The organism is Prodigiosinella confusarubida, from assembly GCF_002847015.1.
Classification (GTDB): Bacteria; Pseudomonadota; Gammaproteobacteria; order Enterobacterales; family Enterobacteriaceae; genus Prodigiosinella; species Prodigiosinella aquatilis.
In genome coordinates, this window is record NZ_CP025085.1 from 1,770,805 (window position 1) to 1,788,412 (window position 17,608).

A 17,608-nucleotide genomic window follows, 5' to 3' on the forward strand; every position below is an offset into this window, starting at 1 on the left:
TGAACAGAATGAATCAGGCCACACCATGCCAGCGGTTTAATGCCAGATTGTCGGATGATGTGGCCAAAGCCACCACGCGCCCCTAGGTCAATTGACTATTGTCGCCGCTCAGCCGCGGGTTCCTTGTGGTGTTACCGGCATATCATAAGTTACTGGACCGTTTCGATAATTGGTGATGCTTAGCCAGTCGGCCGAGTAGCCAATAGGAATGGCTGGCGGATTTTGCGGCGGAGCGGGCGGCGGATTAATGTAGCCATCGGAGTATTTGGCAATCAGCATATCGGCCAGTTCCCACCAGCGTGTCAGAATGTCGTGAGCGTTTTTTCCGCATAGTGAGGTGAGCAGCGCGGCATCATTTTCCCTGGCCATGATGTCGTCCCACTCACACAATCGTTGTACCGCTATGGTTTCCAGTATTTGTTGCAAGGGGCGGATATCCACGTTGTACATCCGTTGGTAGTTGAGTCTGGCCCAGTTCGCCACGAAATCAAAGGCCCACCAGGCAGCGATGCGGTCAAACTTCTGGGGATCGCCAACCTGATAGGAGAGTGGCAGGTTGGTTACCCGGGATGGGAATGGCGAAAAGCAGGTCGTACTGGCAACGTCGGGCCCGAACCAGACGATCCCTTTAGTGAGTTCAGGCGCGGTTGGTCGTGTTTGGGCGACATAAACATACCCTTGATAAAAAATTGATATAGCGCGTTCCCATGCACCACTCAGCGGTCGCGTGGTAGTGGAAACGTTATTTTGATCGCCATCGTAGGGACCGATATAGCGATTAGGGTCACCATACGGGCCAGCGGCTACACCTTTGGTCAGGTCAAACGGCGTGCCTTCATAGTGGTCACGGTAGAGAGCAAAGACATCCTGGGTACTAAGCGGGCTTTTGGGGGATACCGAGAAGGGATAATCAGTGGTGTAGCTACCGCCGTTTACCCATGGGCTGAGTCCCAGGTCGGGATTGACTCGATCAAAGATCCGCCAGACCCGACGCAGCGAGTAATAAGGGTGGTTGTATTCGCCCCAACTGACGGAAGTAAGCCAGTCGACCGGGCCGGTTTCCGGTGTCGCCCAACCGACTTTTTTCAGCCCGGACAACAGGTGTCTGGAAAAAAATTGATCCGGGTTGCCTTCTTTTATTTCCCGGATGCGAAACTCGTTGGCCGCGACAAACACGGTGCTATCCGGTACGCGCTGGGCAATCCAGGCGGAGTGGTAAACCTCATCGGGCAGGGCGCACATTTCGAACACCCACCCTTCGTGTTCATCGGCCACCAACAGGGTTTCGCCTGTCGAGAAGTAACCGTAGGTGTCAATAAGCGAGCCCATCAGTTCCACGGCTTTCCGTGCGGTTTTGCATCGTTCCAGCGCAATCCTTGATAGCTCCGCGCTGTAAAACAGCCGGCAGTGGGTGTCGTTGCTCGCCGCCTCTTCTACGGTAACCGGATCAGGCTCGTATTTCGCGCCATTGGTACATTCGCCGAACATCAGATTGTGTTCGTTCATGATGCCGTAGTTGCCGTCGAAATAGGCATAGGTGTGTTCAACCTGCGGTATTGCGCCGATGATCGGCGTTTCCGGCCAACTGGGCGTGTTATAACCCGGACCTCGATCCTGGCTGACAATACGGGGGTAGGCGGCATTGGTACTGTTCACGATCCTTCGGAGACTGCCTGGCGCATGATGTTTCGCGGGGACGTAGATGAATCGTTGGTCCGATAGTTCATCGTCATCAGAGTGGGTGACCATCATGGAGCCATCGGCGGTAGCCCCCTTTGTCACTATCATTGTGGTACACATGTTTTACCTGACCTTGATTTACGCTATGGGGTAATCCCCCGGCGTGACCGAGGGAACCAACGCTATTGACTGGACAAGCCATGCGCTTTCCGGTGATTATTTGTGGTTACCGGCGGTGGCTGTAGCGATAATGCTACCCATTTTTGTGGGATTGGGGTCCTCGCGGTGTTTGACGGCGTTACGTGCCCAGGCTTCGAGTTTCACCCTATCTTTCTGGAAGATCATCATGTGTGTCGAGCCACCGAATTCGAAACGGCCTATCTCGGTGCCGCGAGTAATACTGACCGGGGCCGCACCCTCCTCGACGATAAAAGTGCTGGGATCGATGATGCAGCTGGAGACCTCCACCATTCCGATGCAGATGAGCGCAATATAGCCACATGATTTGTGTTTGAAGATAAAGATGGCACGGGTGGCGACGTGACCCAGATAGGGTTGTGATTCGGTTCCTTCCCAGGTGCCTTGGTCTTCCCCCTGTCCGGGGCGCTGGGCGAAATAGGTTCCCGGTTCTACCCACGACCGTACCAGAAAGCCATCAAGCGGTGAATTCCAGCGGTGATAGTGTGTAGCAGACAAGAACCCCTGATAGATCTGACCGCCTTCAAACAGTTTCGCCCATTGCCGCTGGCCTCCGAACAGATCGAGCAAGAAGTAGTTCATGTCCTTGGCCCAGAATTGACTTTCCAGCTTAATCTTGTTGGCGTATTTCCAGGGGGTAGTTTCACAACCGATATCGATCTGGGTTTTAGGATCGCCATGGAATGGCCGTGCGCCTTTCACAAACTGACGGAGAAAGAAGGCATTCCATGAATCAAAGCCATATCCCGGTTTACTGGGGTCGTGTTCCATCTCTTTCCATACACCTGCTTTATGAGCCGCCTTGGATATCCATGACCCCGGTTTTTCCGGGTGTTGAATGTCGAGCTTGTCGAGAGAGTCGCTGCTCTTGAGGAACGTATTCCACGCGTTAAGCACCGGTTTGAATTGCTGATTGAAGGCGGCGTCGTGGAACAAGGCAACACCGGCTTCGGTTCCCATCGCGACGGAGAGGAACGCATTCATCGGTGTACCTACCTGTGCGGTGGTATTGAAGGACGATGACGTAGTGATGATTTCATTGAGGATCTCGAAGAAGCTGTCATATCCCTCAATCCAGATGGCATCACCGTCTTTTTTGATCTCGGTTCTGGTCTCTTTAGGCAGGGAGGCGATAAACGCATTGGACTGTTCGATCATTGATGTCAGCCACATGCGGTATACACTGTGAGACGTAACCCAGTTTTTGAATTCCTGCATGACGGGTTGTAATGGAGCAAGCGTATTGGCCTTTTTCTTGGCGGCAATATGATGACGAAGCGGGATAAGGAATTTAGCGGTTGCCCATACGCGGTTGGGAACCCAAAAACCCATCTGAATCGGGCCTGCGTTATCCAGAGTGAGTAGGCCGGATTGGCTTCCTTCGTGATGGGCGTCAGTGGATGAAGAATGTGTGTGTGAAGCCTGATTTTTAGTGCGAGCCATAATATTTCCTCTTGATTCTGGTACGCTACCGCCCTTGACTGAATACGCCAATAGCCGGACGGTTTATTAATTCAAACGACCTCTTCATATTAAAAATAGGTGGATTCCAGGTAATGGCAAGCGCGACAGCGTGAACGTATTTTCTTGGTGCCGCGTAATTTTCATTCCTACCAGTAGCACACTGACGAGCGCTACTGATATATCTCATCGCTGTCGATAATTTAGTGCTTGGATTGTAAATAATAAAAGCACCCTCCATAAAAAAACGAAACACCAGGAAATCGTTATTATTTATAATTGTTACTCTGTTATCTATTATTTCAGTAACATAAAACCAACATTGCAATTGATTTGTAATTTAAATAAAGTAAGTAAAACTAATGACAAAGCATAATAAAAAGTAACCTTTATTAAAAAATACACAATTCAAAATATTTAGATAGTGTAATTGATTGATATTATTTAATTTTATTTAATTTCATAACATTAATTTCAATTAGTTTTTTCGTGAAAATTTTAATGGGTCAGCGTGCCGTACTTCATATAATCTTTACGGCGTTGCCAATGAACGGCAAGCATGTCGTCGCATCATGTTGAGTGCATTGGAAGAGAGGAATAAGTTCCAGTGTATTTACAGGAGTAATAGATGAATAAAATTGGTGAGAATATTTGGGTTTTCAACGGTGAAACGGTTTCTTTTTTTACGCTACCTTATTCAACCCGGATGACGGTGGTACGTTTATCTGATGGCACGCTTTGGGTGCATAGTCCAATCCGGTTGGAGGCGCATCTACAGAAACAAGTCGATGAACTGGGGATTGTCAGTTATTTGGTGGCGCCGAATCAGCTTCATCATCTGTTCCTCAAAGACTGGCAGCAGCATTATCCGGATGCACAAGTATTCGGTACTCATGAGGTTCAACAGAAACGTCAGGACATTATTTTTGATGGTATTTTTACGCCTTCATTTAATGCGCCGTGGTCGGAGGATATAGACCAGCTGTTATTTACCGGCTCGCCAGCCATGGAAGAGTGCGTATTTTTCCATAAACCATCAAAAGCCCTTATCGTGACTGACTTAATCGAAAATTTTGCGCCAGAATCGTTTAGTCCACTGAAGCGCTTATTGGCAAAGGAAGCCGGTATATTGGCGCCTGATGGACAAATGCCGTTGGACTGGCGTTTAAGTTTTATGCTTAACAAATCGGAAGCCAGGCAGCATATGGAAAAGATCCTGAATTGGCATCCGCAGACGATAATCATGGCGCATGGGATCATCATCGATCATGACGCAGAACCGTTTTTACGGCGTTCATTTCACTGGTTAAGCCTGGAGCAATAATCTTGTTCCTCCGCCGATACACCATTACATCGCGCTTATTGCGCTGAGGACGCCAGTTTTATGCCGAGTAAAACAAAGGCAAAGGCAAAACTTCGGCGCATCCAGATCAGCATGGATGGGCGCGAGATGACGACCAGCAGTGAGGTGAGTAAAAAATCGAATGTCATCAGCACTTCCCTCTGATGAGGGTGGGATGAGATGTGGCGTTATTAAGCACGCTCTGCAAAGCATCCAGCAGGCGGGGAATATCATCTTGCGCTGTTGAGTGCATGGCCTCAGCCACTATCAATATCGTGGTACTTCCATGATCGATGGCCGAGTAGCCGCTCTGGCGATTTGTCCAGCGTCTGGCATGCGCCCGGTCGGCATCGTCGGAAAAAATCACTTCCCCCTTATCTGGATGTTCAATGTCGCCCGAAAAGGGTTGATAAACCTCGTTGCCTCTGGCGTGGCGGACCATCAGGTCGCCGGATACGCAATCAAGGTCAAATACGGCGACAGGAATGCCAAAAGCAAGAGAAATGGCATTACACAGGTCAATCAATGGATTGATCTGCGGTAGTTCGCCTTCTTTACGAAACCGACGCAACAGGGCTTCAGCGGCACAACGATACTGTGTCGGTTTCAGCTTCATTTTGGTAAACGCCTTGCGCCAGGCCTGAATTTCTGGCCATTCTCCTTCGTGCGCCAGGCATAGTCGGTTTGTGGCGATGCGATAGAATTGATTGATTAGCGGTGTGAAATCGCCTCTATTGATGAAACCTGCCAACTGAATCGTGCCGGTTATACGCTCAGGAAAACGTTGTTTCATCTCATCTGTGTAACTCAGTTTCATATGCCCACCTGCCGATTGACCGAATGCGTATTTTTATCCTCGGTCCATCATCGCCATCGCTGAAGTGCGCGTCTTGAATAAAATTGCAGGTTGAACAGATTAGGTTTGTGACATTTTAAAACGACCTGGCGGTATTCCGATTTGCCGTGTAAAAGCCCGTGTCATATGGCTTTGATCAGCAAAACCCGCATCCAGGGCGGCTTCGCTGAGACTTTTACCGGACAGCAATAACTGTCGGGCGAGCTGCACCCGACGTTGTATCAGATAAGCATGTGGTGTAATTCCCAGCTCACGGGTAAACGCCCGCAGTAATTGGAAGCGGCTGATACCGATGGTTTCGGCGAGTTCCGCCAAAGAGGTGAGTTGCTCCGGGGCGTCATCGAGGCGCTGGCGTACTTTGTCAATATCTGGCGTGGTGTGTTCCGTTTTGGTGTGTTGGGTACTATGTGCATTCAGAACGTGATTGAGTAGCAGTAAGCCGTGTTCCTCCACCATGAGCGGCTCAGCGAGGGTATCGGTTACGCTGACGAAAAATTGAGAGAAAAGCCGTGAGAGGATGGGGTCGTACACGGCGGGTCGCGTGAGTTCGATATCTCCGCTGATGTCATGAGGCAGGTAGTGTTCCAACAACGAAGGGGTGAAGTAGAGCATCCGCCATGTTCGTAGCTGTTTGCCAATGGGCGAACCGTCATGGATTTCACCGGGATTAACCATAATGGCGTTACCGGGGCCGGCCTCAATCAATCCTTTGCCACTCCATGAGCGATGCCCGCCGCGGGCAATAACGCCAATGCCAAATTGTTCATGGGCATGGCGAGGAAAGCTGATATCAGAAGCCAAATACATCGCTTCCAAACCGGGCATCAGCGTACGGTAAGGGTGTGATTGGTTGATTCTGCTCATGCCCAGTCCTCTGACAGAATAATGTTTATATAAATAGCATAATTCAGCCGCAGCGATAGCGTATCTGTAATGAGTGTGGCAGGCGGGGAAGGCGGCTTTGAGGTCGGCACTATAATGAAAAGCACCACAACGTCTGTTGCGGTGCCGAAGAATGAAAAAATAATATTAATTAAATACCATACCACCATCAATCAGCAGTGCTTGTCCGGTCATATAATCTGAATCCGGGCCAGCCAGATAAGCCACGCAGGCCGCGACGTCCTCCGGTTCTGACAAGCGTCCCAGCGTGATGCGTTTGGCAAATTCCTCGGTGCCATAACCCAGTGGCTTCCCGGCTGCCTCAGAAATCTGCCGGTCAATGCTTTCCCACATTGGCGTTTTGACAATGCCTGGGCAGTAGGCGTTAACGGTAATACCCAGTGGCGCCAGATCTCGTGCGGCGGTCTGCGTTAGGCCACGAACGGCGAATTTACTGGAGCTGTATACCGCCAGTTCGGGGTTGCCGACATGCCCGGCTTGTGAGCTGGCGTTGATGATCTTCCCGCCGTGTCCCAGGGTTTTAAAAGCGTGTACGGCAGCTTGAATACCCCAGATCACGCCTTTAACGTTGATGTTGTACACTTTGTCCACGATTTCTGGCGTGATGTCCTCAATGGGTGTAGTGGGGGCGATACCCGCATTATTGACGATCACATCGAACCCGCCTAGTTGTTGCCTGGCGTTATCGACGGCAGAGAAGACCTGATCGCGATCGGAGACATCCGCTGTTAAGGCAATAGCTTTACTGCCCATTGCTACTATTTGTTGGGCGACTTGTTTTGCTGTTTCCGCGTTGTAATCAACCACGGCAACGGAAAAACCCTCTTTGGCAAGACGCAATGCGATGGCTTTACCAATCCCCTGACCCGCGCCAGTGACTAATGCAACTTTATTTCCCATTTTTGTTCCCTATTTTCCGGACAAGACAGCAGTAACGCTAACGCTGGTGTTTCAAAATAGAAACTTATAGTCAGTATGGCTGATTATTAATTTATGAAATTACCTGTCTGGAAGAGAAAATGCCCGAATGGCATTTTTTATCGGGTTTCTCCCTGGCTGGAGTATATTTCGCCACTCAATATCTGAAAATGAACAGATGGATATGGACGTGCTGGCCGGTATTATTAAATCGATATCGTGTCCATGTGGGAACATCCATTAGGGAAGCACGAGAAAGATGTCGATGAAAAAGCATTGATTCTCGTGCTGATGTGTCTCAGATATTTTACCGCATTAATTGGGTCTTACCGGATAAACCCCTTCTACGGCAATACACATTTTTAGTCCCAGACTGGGTGACTGCGTTGAAACAGGTATTGAGGCAGTTGAATTAGGGCCTACAGCAACCGCACCACCTGTAATTGTTGAAACTGTGGTCGTCGTGGCGGCCGTGCCTGCATTACCTGTAGTGCTGACTTTGGCCGGTAACATGGCCGGGCCCGCTGCACTGGGGTCAGTGGTGGTATACGGACCGTTGAAGACAACACTTAATGAACCTGATTTACCGCTGAGTCCACTCAGATAACCGGTCTGCCCGGTGCCCAACGTTGGTGTGGTGCCTGTGCTGGTACTCACCGGCAAGTAGGCACTCACGTTTAAATTTCCCGTCGTGGCTGGGATATTCACTGTCTGAGACCCACTAACTGGCGTAAATACTGCTGGGTGAGTATGTGCGGGAAGCTGGTTGGAAACTAATGTCGTCGTCGAACTTCCATATCGTTGTCCCCATTCTGTGTCTAATTGTGCGCCATATGAGCCTGGATAGCCTGCACCTATGGCTGAACGACCGCGTAAATCGGGTAAGGCGAAGTTGTTGCCCGAGCCGCCATAGGTATAACCAAACAGTGAATAAAGCGCCTGATAAGAATTGACGAGAAGTTGCCGGCCATCGGCAGGGAGGTAACCATTCGGACAATAGTTGAAGGAGAAAGTACAGACCTCACCAATAAACGGTTCGGTGCCACAGGCTGATGCGAAAGCTGGCGTGATACCTATACCTGCAACCAGCACGATAGCCGGAGAAACAGGTAGCAATTGTGTCATTTTCTTTAACATTTCCGGATCTCCTAATTATGTCTATTTGTGACATAAAGTGTCTAAACTTTAATGTCCACGATATCATTATTCAGTGTAGTTGATGGAAATGTGCATAACCTTTTCAGTTAATGCGTTTTATTGGAATGTGACTCCCCTCTATTTAGTAAGTAAAAGGTAAATATTTTTTAATAAATATTTCTATTTATTGGTGCTAAATGCTAAATAAATACCATTATAGAGAGATGAGTGTGCATGTCTTCTTATGCGATTGCCTTGTCTCTGAGCGGTGTTCATTTCACTCTGAGAACACAAAGTGTAGTGAAATTATCCGGCGCGGTATGGGAATAGAGGGGTAATGCAATGTTATGGCGTAATTGGTTTACTCATTCAAAACTTAACAGTCAGGCTCCTGTAAATCATGTAATGCCGGTTTCTCAGCCGCTGGCTTATATGCTTGAGCCGCGGATGTTATTTGATGGGGCAGTCGCCGCCACTGTTGCTGATACTGCGGCAACAACGTCGGATGCTGCGGCAACAGCGTCGGATACTGCGACAACAACGTCGGATACCGATAACTCTGGCACCGATACGCATTCAACAGAAAACACCACGCAAGATAGCAGTGATCAATCAACTTCCAGTGCTGCGACCAGTGATAGTGCAGTGGCGACAGAGAGCGCCACCACCGGACACAAAGAAGTGGCCTTTGTGGATACTTCCGTTGAGGACTATGAAACTCTGGTGGCGGGCATCGATTCGAGTGTAGAAGTGGTGTTGATTGATGGTAGTGAAGATGGCTTGCAGCAGATTGCCGCCTGGGCGTCGACACACAGCGGTTATGATGCCATTCATATTTTCTCGCATGGTTCTGAAGGAACACTGAATCTCGGGAGTACGCTGTTAACCAGCGCGTCGCTGGAGTCGTCTGATGTTCAGGCGGAACTTGCCACGATTGGCCGTGCGTTGACTGCTGACGGTGATTTGCTGCTTTATGGTTGTGATGTGGCGGAGGGGAGTGAGGGTCAGGCATTTATCACCTCGCTTTCTATTGCTACTGGCGCGGATGTAGCGGCATCAACTGACGCGACGGGGCCGCTGTCCGAAGGCGGGAACTGGAATCTGGAAAGCCAGACTGGTGATATCGAAACCAGCAGCATCGCCGTTGATAATTATGACCATTTTCTGGCTACCTCAGCGACCTTTGGGTTTGAAGCGGATACCACTGGTGTGGGAACGACAACTGTAACCCAAACGGTAAGCGGCGAAACGTTAACTATTACCTCGACGACAGTCTCGATAGTTGATAGCAGCACGACATCCGGACAGGATATTAGTGGTACTGTCACTTTATCAACGGATTACGGAACGGCTCTTGAAACGCAACTCGTCTTCTCTGTGTCGGGAAAGGTTTTTGATTTTTCCTCCATTACGATTTTTAACGTCAATACCAACGATACCTTCACATTTACGGCGTCCAACGGGGCGACATACTCGGTGCTTATTACCGCCGGGGAAACCAAAACCGTCGATCTCAGTGCGAATACCGATTTTCAGGGCGTATCCAGCGTCACAATAACTGCCACTGATCCCTATGCTATTGATTTCGATGATGTGGCCTTGAGCAATATCCAGTCGCCAGGGCCTACGATTACGTCCGCCACTTATGATGCCAGTACCAATGTGCTGACGGTGACCGGTGCCGATATGGTCACGGGCGATAGTATTGACCCCACCAAACTGACACTGACCGGTGAAGGCGGCAATACCTATACGTTGACCAGCAGTACAGTAACAGCCACCAGCGCCACCAGTTTCTCTATCACCTTGAATGCGGTTGACCAATTGAATGTGGAAGGGTTACTGAATAAGGACGGAACGTCATCTGCTGACAGTACCACGCTTAATCTGGCCGCCGCAGCCAGTTGGGATACCAGCCAGACCACATCGGCGGATCTGACGGGCAATGGTATTACTGTCAGTAATGTTCAAACGCCGACAATTACTTCATCAACTTATGATGAAACAACCGGCGTACTGACGGTTACCGGTACCAACATGGTCAAACAGGTCGGCGCTAACAATGATGTCGATATTACGAAGCTGACTTTCACCGGGGAAGGCGGTGCCACTTATACGCTCACCAGTGATACCAGCAGTGTGGAAATTACCAGTGCCACATCGTTCACCGTGACATTGGGTTCGACCGACAAAGCCAGTGTTGACGCCTTGCTGGACCAGAACGGAACCTCTTCTAGCAGTAGCACTACCTATAACCTGGCGGCGGCGGATGACTGGAACGGGACGATCACCGGCGGCAGCATTGCGGATCTCACCGGCAATGGCATTACCGTCAGTGGCGTCAATGCCGCACCTGTGGTCAGTAATCTTAACGGCGACAGTGTAAGCTTCACCGAAGGCGGCAGCACGGTATTGCTCGATTCCGGCAGCGATAGCACGGTGACCGATGCGGATTCTACAGATTTCAACGGTGGCAACGTTACGGTCTCTATCACAGCCAATGGCGTGAGTGGCGAAGACGTGCTGGGGATTGTGGATCAGGGCACTGAAGCCGGGCAAATCGGTCTGTCTGGCAGTAGTGTGTTGTATGGTGGCGTTGTCATTGGGACTTACACCGGTGGCAGCAGTGGCAGCGATTTGGTGGTGACGCTTAATAGCAGCGCCACCCCCACAGCGGTGCAGGCATTATTGCGTACCTTGAATTATCAGAATACCAATACCTCTGATCCTTCAACGTCTACCCGTACCGTCAGTATCACGGTGAATGATGGCGACGGGGGGACCAGTAACAGCTCCAGCGTTTCGGTGAGTGTGGTGGGGGTCAATGATGCGCCGACTGTCACCGCGACCGGTAATGATCCATCGTATAACGAGAATGGTAGCGCGGTGGATCTGTTCAGTTCAGTGACCGTCAGTACCGTGGAAGCCGGGCAAACCATTACGCAATTAATACTTACCGTGAGCAACCTGAGTGATGGCAGCAGTGAAGTTCTGGTGGTGGACGGTAGCAGCATCGCTCTCACTAACGGTAACAGCGGCACCACGGCTACCAACAGCATGAGCTATAGTGTCAGTGTTACGGGCAGCACGGCAACCGTGACATTCGGTAGTGTCGCGGGGATAAGCAGTGCAGCGGCCACTACCTTGGTGGATGGCATGAGTTACCGAAACGACAGTGAAAATCCTACTAGCGCCAGCCGGGTGGTCACATTAACCAGCGTGACTGATAACGGGGGTACCAGTAATAGTGGTGTAGATACATCATCATTGTCATTAACGTCAACCGTAACTGTGACGGCGATTAATGATGCTCCCACGCTTTCGGCTCCTGCATCAATCAGCGTTGACGAGGATGTCAGTACCGCCATTACCGGGATCAGTTTCGCGGATGTCGATGCTGGCAGCGCTACTGTCACCGCGACGTTTGCCGTCGGGTCTGGAACACTGACGGCCAGTAGCGGTAGTGGTGTTACCGTGTCCGGCAGCGGTACGGCGACGCTCACGATGAGCGGGTCGATTACCAATATCAATGCGTTTATCGCGGCCAGTAATGTCACCTTTATCACCGCCAGCAACGCCAGCAGTAATGTCACACTGACGGTGACCATTGATGATGGCGGAAACACCGGTGTTGATCCAGGCACCAGTGGTACCAGCACCACCGAAGCGGATTCGACGACAGTGACGTTGGCGGTTACGGCAGTGAATGATGCGCCGGTTAACTCGGTGCCTGCGTCTCAGAGCACGCAGGAGAATACCAACCTGGTGTTCAATTCGGCCAACAGTAACCTTATCAGTATTAGTGATGTTGATGCTGGCAGTAGCGATATGCAAATAACGCTGACTGCGACGCATGGCGTGCTGACATTAAGCAGTGTGAGTGGCTTGACGTTCAGTACCGGTTCTGGCACCAGTGATGCCACCATGACGTTTACCGGAACATTGACGTCCATTAATAATGCGCTTAATGGCATGGTATTTACGCCGGACAGCGCTTATAACGGCAGTGCGTCTGTACAAATAGTGACCAGCGATCAGGGTGCCTCCGGCAGCGGCGGTACACTGACTGATACGGATACTGTCACTATTTCAGTTAATCCGAACAGCGCTGCGGTTTCCAACGTCAGCTCCAGCTCGGCCAACGGCGACTACAAAATCGGGGATACCATCCTCCTGACGGTCACATTCGATGATACGGTGACGGTGGATACCAGTGGCGGTACACCGACATTATTACTGGAAACTGGCAGCACTGATCGTCAGGCAACCTATCTTTCGGGGTCTGGCAGCAATACCTTAACATTTACCTATACCGTCCAGAGTGGCGATCTGAGCGCTGATCTGGATTACACCAGTACCTCGGCGCTATCGCTGAACGGCGGCACCATCATTGACAGCAATAGCCTTGATGCGACCCTGACACTGCCGACGGTTGGCGGCGCCAGTGGTATTTCCGCGCAAAAGGCCATCCAGGTGGATGGTGTGCGGCCTACCGCCACGATAGACATGGCTGACACGGCGTTGAAGGTAGGTGATACCTCGCTGGTGACCATTACTTTCTCCGAAGCAGTGACTGGTTTTACCAATGCGGATCTGACCGTCGCCAATGGGTCGCTAGGCAGCGTCAGTTCGTCCGATGGCGGCGTCACCTGGACGGCGACCTTCACGCCGACCGCCAGTATCGCTGATGCCAGCAATGTGATCACGCTGGATAACACCGGTGTGCAGGATGCGGCGGGCAATAGCGGCAGCGGCACCACTGATTCGGCGAACTATAGCATTGATACCCAGCGTCCTACTGCCACGATCACTCTGGCGGATACGGTACTGAAGATAGGTGACACTTCTCTGGTGACCATTACCTTCTCCGAAGCGGTGACCGGTTTTACCAACGCGGATCTGACGGTGGCCAACGGGACGCTTAGTAGCGTCAGTTCATCTGATGGTGGTATTACCTGGACGGCGACCTTTACGCCTACTGCCAGTATCACCGACGCTACCAATGTGATCACGCTGGATAACACCGGCGTGCAGGATGTGGCGGGTAACAGTGGTAGCGGCACCACCGACTCGGCGAACTACAGCATTGACATGGTACGACCTACCGCTGCCATCGCCATGGCGGATACGGCGCTGAAAGCGAATGAAACGTCACTGGTGACCATTACCTTCTCCGAGGCGGTGACCGGTTTTACCAACGCGGATTTGACCGTCGCCAATGGGACGCTGAGCAACGTCGCGTCATCTGATGGCGGCATCACCTGGACGGCGACGTTCACCCCTACTGATGGTATTGCCGATACTACCAATGTAATCACGCTGGATAACACCGGTATTCAGGATACGGCGGGCAACAGCGGCAGTGGCACCACCGACTCGGCGAACTACAGCGTTGAAACAATACGACCCACCGCCACCATTGTCATGGCGGATACGGCGCTGAAGATAGGAGACACCTCGCTGGTGACCATTACCTTCTCTGAGGCGGTGACCGGTTTTACCAATGCGGATTTGACGGTGGCCAATGGGACGCTGAGCAGTGTTAGCTCGTCCGATGGCGGTATAACCTGGACGGCGACCTTTACGCCGACTGCCAGTATCGATGATGCCACCAATGTGATCACGCTGGATAACACCGGCGTGCAGGATGCGGTAGGTAACAGCGGCAGCGGCACCACCGATTCGGCGAACTACAGCATTGATATGGTACGGCCTACCGCCGCCATCGCCATGGCGGATACGGCGCTGAAAGTGAATGAAACGTCGCTGGTGACCATTACCTTCTCTGAAGCGGTGACTGGCTTTACCAACGCGGATTTGACGGTGGCCAATGGGACGCTGAGCAATGTCGCGTCATCCGATGGCGGTATTACCTGGACGGCGACCTTTACGCCCACCGACGGCATTACCGATGCCACTAATGTGATCACGCTGGATAACACCGGTATTCAGGATACAGCCGGTAACAGCGGCAGCGGCACCACCGATTCGGCGAACTACAGCATTGAAACAGTACGACCCACCGCCACCATTGCCATGGCGGATACGGCACTGAAGATAGGTGACACTTCTCTGGTGACCATTACCTTCTCCGAGGTGGTGACCGGTTTTACCAACGCGGATTTGACCGTCGCCAATGGGACGCTGAGCAACGTCGCATCATCTGATGGCGGCATCACCTGGACGGCGACGTTCACCCCCACTGATGGTATTGCCGATACTACCAATGTAATCACGCTGGATAACACCGGTATTCAGGATACGGCGGGTAACAGCGGCAGTGGCACCACCGACTCGGCGAACTATAGCGTTGAAACAATACGACCCACCGCCACCATTGTCATGGCGGATACGGCGCTGAAGATAGGAGACACCTCGCTGGTGACCATTACCTTCTCTGAGGCGGTGACCGGTTTTACCAATGCGGATTTGACGGTGGCCAATGGCTCGCTGAGCAACGTCGCATCATCTGATGGCGGCATCACCTGGACGGCGACCTTTACGCCTACTGCCAGTATCGATGATGCCACCAATGTGATCACACTGGATAACAGTGGACTCCAGAATGCCGCCGGTAATAGTGGTGCCGGTACCACTGATTCATCAAATTACAGCGTTGATACTCTGCGACCTACCGCTGCCATCACCATGGCGAATACCGCGTTGAAAACGGGCGAAACGTCATTGGTGACCATTACCTTCTCCGAGGCGGTGACCGGTTTTACCAACGCGGATTTGACCGTCGCCAATGGGACGCTGGGCAATGTCGAGTCATCCGATGGCGGCGTCACCTGGACGGCGACCTTTACGCCCACTGCCAGTATCACCGATACCAGCAATGTGATCACGCTGGATAACACTGGCATTCAGGATGTGGCGGGTAACAGCGGCAGCGGCACCACTGATTCGCCGAACTACAGCGTTAATACCCTTAGTGTTGATTTGACGGGCGATCCAGAATTCAAGTCTTCAGGAGGCAAGGGAGAATCGCTGACGAATATCAGTGGGGTTGGTTCGCAATCACAGTTGGTGTTGATTAACTCACCTACCGAGATAGGTGGTGCCCTGGACGCGACCGTGCCGTTCCTTGCGACATCTTCATTGAGTGGGACGACGGCGGGCACTACCAGTGCATTCGCTCCTGCGTCCCAAGGTGGCGGTGCAACCCAACCAGGCAACATTGCCACCATATTTGCCGGTGATGGCGTGGCGACTCATGAGTCGGGCGTGGTATCGACCCGTATTCCATCATTGAATCAATCAATGGGTGGCCGTTCTACCTTGTCGGGGTTATTCACCGAGCTTCCCCTACCGGATATGACACCGCTGTCTACTTTTTCCCAAGGTAGTTGGCAGGGTGTATTTGGTTCACACGTTACTTCTGGATCTGTACCGGTCTCTGTGTTCGGGACACCGGTGTTTAGCCAGCAGTTAAAAATCCTGGATGAGTATGACTATCAGCGACTGGCATCACTTGCCGGGGCACTGCAGCAGGTTAATCCATCGGTTTAAATGAACTCAGTAAAAATAAAAAATGGCGAGGGTAAGGAATTTCAATATGAATAAATGCCCGAAAATTCTCAGTATCAGCGTTGTGGCGCTCGTTATCAGTGGTTGTACCGTGTCCACGAAGCCGATTAATAAAACGGAAAGCCTGCGGCGAGCAAACGCTGACCTCAGCATAATGTTTAGCCATCAGGAGCCGGTAACCGGACCGATCACATTGCACGACGCGATGGCCAGAGCGCTTAAATATAATCTTGAAGCCAGAGTTAAGGTGATGGAGCATGCGTTGTCTCAAAATCAGCTCGATCTGGCGAGTTTTGATATGTTACCCAGACTGGCAGCAGAGGCCGGGTATGTGACACGCAGTAACGTCAGTGCATCCAGTAGTCGTAGTGTTGAAACCGGAAGCCAGTCTCTGGAACCTTCTACATCTCAGGATAAAACCCGTCGTGTCGCCGATTTGACCATGGTCTGGAATGTTCTCGATTTTGGCGTCAGTTATGTCACGGCGCAACAACACTCCGATCAGCGCTGGATTGCCGATGAACGCCGACGCAAAGTAGTACACACCATTGTACAGGACGTGCAATCCGCCTACTGGCGCGCTGTGGCGGCGGAACGGTTGCTCAGTCGGATTGACGCACTAATCGATCGTGTGAACATGGCGCGGGAAAATAGCCAGAAAATGACCACTCAGAAAGTCGGTGATCTGGTGGAAGCTTATACTTATCAGCGTGCATTGCTGGATGCTACCCGGCAGTTGGAAGAACAGCGCCGGGCGTTGTCACTAGCCAAGACCGAACTGGCGACCTTGATGAATTTACCATTAGGCACCCAGTATGTGCTGGCGTTACCGGATGAAAATCAGATGCCGGAACCGGCACTGCATGTTGACTTCAACCGGTTGGAAAAAGCCGCACTGGTTAACCGTCCGGAACTGCGCGAGCAGGATTATCAAGTGCGGATCAGCGCGGCGGAAACGCGTAAAACACTGTTACGCATGCTGCCGGGACTGGAAATGTCCGTCGGTGGAAATTACGACAGCAACTCGTTTTTGGTCAATCAAAGTTGGGCGGATGCCGGGATAAAAGTCACCTGGAATCTGTTTAATCTGTTTTCCGGCCCGACGGCGCATCGGGTAGCGAAAGCTGGGGAAGCCGTGGCAGAGGCTCGTCGTCAGGCGATGTCGATGGCGGTGATGGCGCAATTGTATGTAGCCCGTGCCAACTTTAGCGAAGCACAGCGGCAATACCGTACTGGGCGGGAACTACAAAAACTGGATTCGAAAATTCTGGAACAACTGCGTAATCGTTATAAGGCAGGCAGCATTGGTGAATTGCAGTTAATTCAGGGGGAACTGAATGCGGTGAATACTTCCTTGCGAAACGATCTGGCTTACGCGGAACTACGTAATGCTTATAGCCAGATTTTTGTGACGGTAGGGCTCGATCCGCTGGCTGATAGTAAAGGGCTAAACGATATCGCGTCCGTGAGCCGGTCGCTGGATAAAACAGAGAAGAACTGGGCAGCAGGCAATATTGCCATGTAATACGACAGTATCAACATGGCATCGCTAATGACTATCTATGATGATTTTTCGCGAGGCT

At 51.4% G+C, this 17,608-nt stretch carries 11 protein-coding genes; 4 read left to right on the forward strand and 7 right to left on the reverse strand.

Translation table 11 applies throughout. The annotated features are described in order from the left end of the window. Positions 1-108: 108 nt before the first annotated feature. A complete protein-coding gene (locus CWC46_RS08210; RefSeq protein WP_237160220.1) occupies positions 109-1,752 on the reverse strand; it encodes a dipeptidase in 1,644 nt (547 codons plus the stop codon). On the opposite strand from CWC46_RS08210, the gene CWC46_RS23465 reads away from it, so the two are divergent. Further along, positions 1,703-1,834 (forward strand): hypothetical protein, encoded by a 132-nt coding sequence (locus CWC46_RS23465; RefSeq protein WP_255401464.1) that lies wholly within the window; start codon positions 1,703-1,705, stop codon positions 1,832-1,834. The two genes, CWC46_RS08210 and CWC46_RS23465, sit on opposite strands and share 50 nt — an antisense overlap. A 62-nt stretch (positions 1,835-1,896) precedes the next feature. Here CWC46_RS23465 and CWC46_RS08215 read toward each other — a convergent pair whose 3' ends face one another. Beyond that, the gene (locus CWC46_RS08215; protein ID WP_101377483.1) at positions 1,897-3,321 is read right to left on the reverse strand and encodes a phosphatidylserine decarboxylase family protein; all 1,425 of its coding nucleotides are present in this window, start codon (positions 3,319-3,321) and stop codon (positions 1,897-1,899) included. A gap of 646 nt (positions 3,322-3,967) precedes the next feature. Between CWC46_RS08215 and CWC46_RS08220 the strand changes: the two genes are divergently transcribed. After that, a complete protein-coding gene (locus CWC46_RS08220; protein WP_021017349.1) occupies positions 3,968-4,663 on the forward strand; it encodes a DUF4336 domain-containing protein in 696 nt (231 codons plus the stop codon). Between the two features lie 35 nt (positions 4,664-4,698). On the opposite strand, the gene CWC46_RS23470 is transcribed toward CWC46_RS08220, so the two are convergent. The 5 genes from CWC46_RS23470 to CWC46_RS08250 all read right to left on the reverse strand — a co-directional run bounded on the left by CWC46_RS23470 (position 4,699) and on the right by CWC46_RS08250 (position 8,495). Beyond that, positions 4,699-4,830, reverse strand: coding sequence for a hypothetical protein (locus CWC46_RS23470; protein WP_021017348.1), 132 nt, complete (start codon positions 4,828-4,830; stop codon positions 4,699-4,701). Next, positions 4,830-5,498 carry a B3/B4 domain-containing protein gene (locus CWC46_RS08230; protein WP_021017347.1) on the reverse strand — a complete coding sequence of 223 codons (669 nt, stop codon included), beginning with the start codon at positions 5,496-5,498 and terminating at the stop codon, positions 4,830-4,832. Before CWC46_RS08230 ends, CWC46_RS23470 begins: the two co-directional genes overlap by 1 nt. A gap of 99 nt (positions 5,499-5,597) precedes the next feature. Continuing rightward, complete coding sequence (locus CWC46_RS08235) at positions 5,598-6,401, reverse strand: helix-turn-helix domain-containing protein (protein WP_021017346.1); 804 nt, start codon at positions 6,399-6,401, stop codon at positions 5,598-5,600. 165 nt (positions 6,402-6,566) lie between these two features. Beyond that, positions 6,567-7,340, reverse strand: coding sequence for a (S)-acetoin forming diacetyl reductase (locus tag CWC46_RS08245; RefSeq protein ID WP_021017345.1), 774 nt, complete (start codon positions 7,338-7,340; stop codon positions 6,567-6,569). 333 nt (positions 7,341-7,673) lie between these two features. Then, a complete protein-coding gene (locus CWC46_RS08250; RefSeq protein WP_021017344.1) occupies positions 7,674-8,495 on the reverse strand; it encodes a phage tail protein in 822 nt (273 codons plus the stop codon). A 342-nt stretch (positions 8,496-8,837) separates the two neighbouring features. Here CWC46_RS08250 and CWC46_RS08255 point away from each other — a divergent pair, with 342 nt between their 5' ends. After that, positions 8,838-16,007 (forward strand): Ig-like domain-containing protein, encoded by a 7,170-nt coding sequence (locus CWC46_RS08255; protein ID WP_101377484.1) that lies wholly within the window; start codon positions 8,838-8,840, stop codon positions 16,005-16,007. Positions 16,008-16,053: 46 nt separating this feature from the next. Then, on the forward strand, positions 16,054-17,550 hold the full coding sequence (locus CWC46_RS08260; protein ID WP_021017047.1) for a TolC family protein: 1,497 nt from the start codon (positions 16,054-16,056) through the stop codon (positions 17,548-17,550). Positions 17,551-17,608 lie beyond the last annotated feature (58 nt).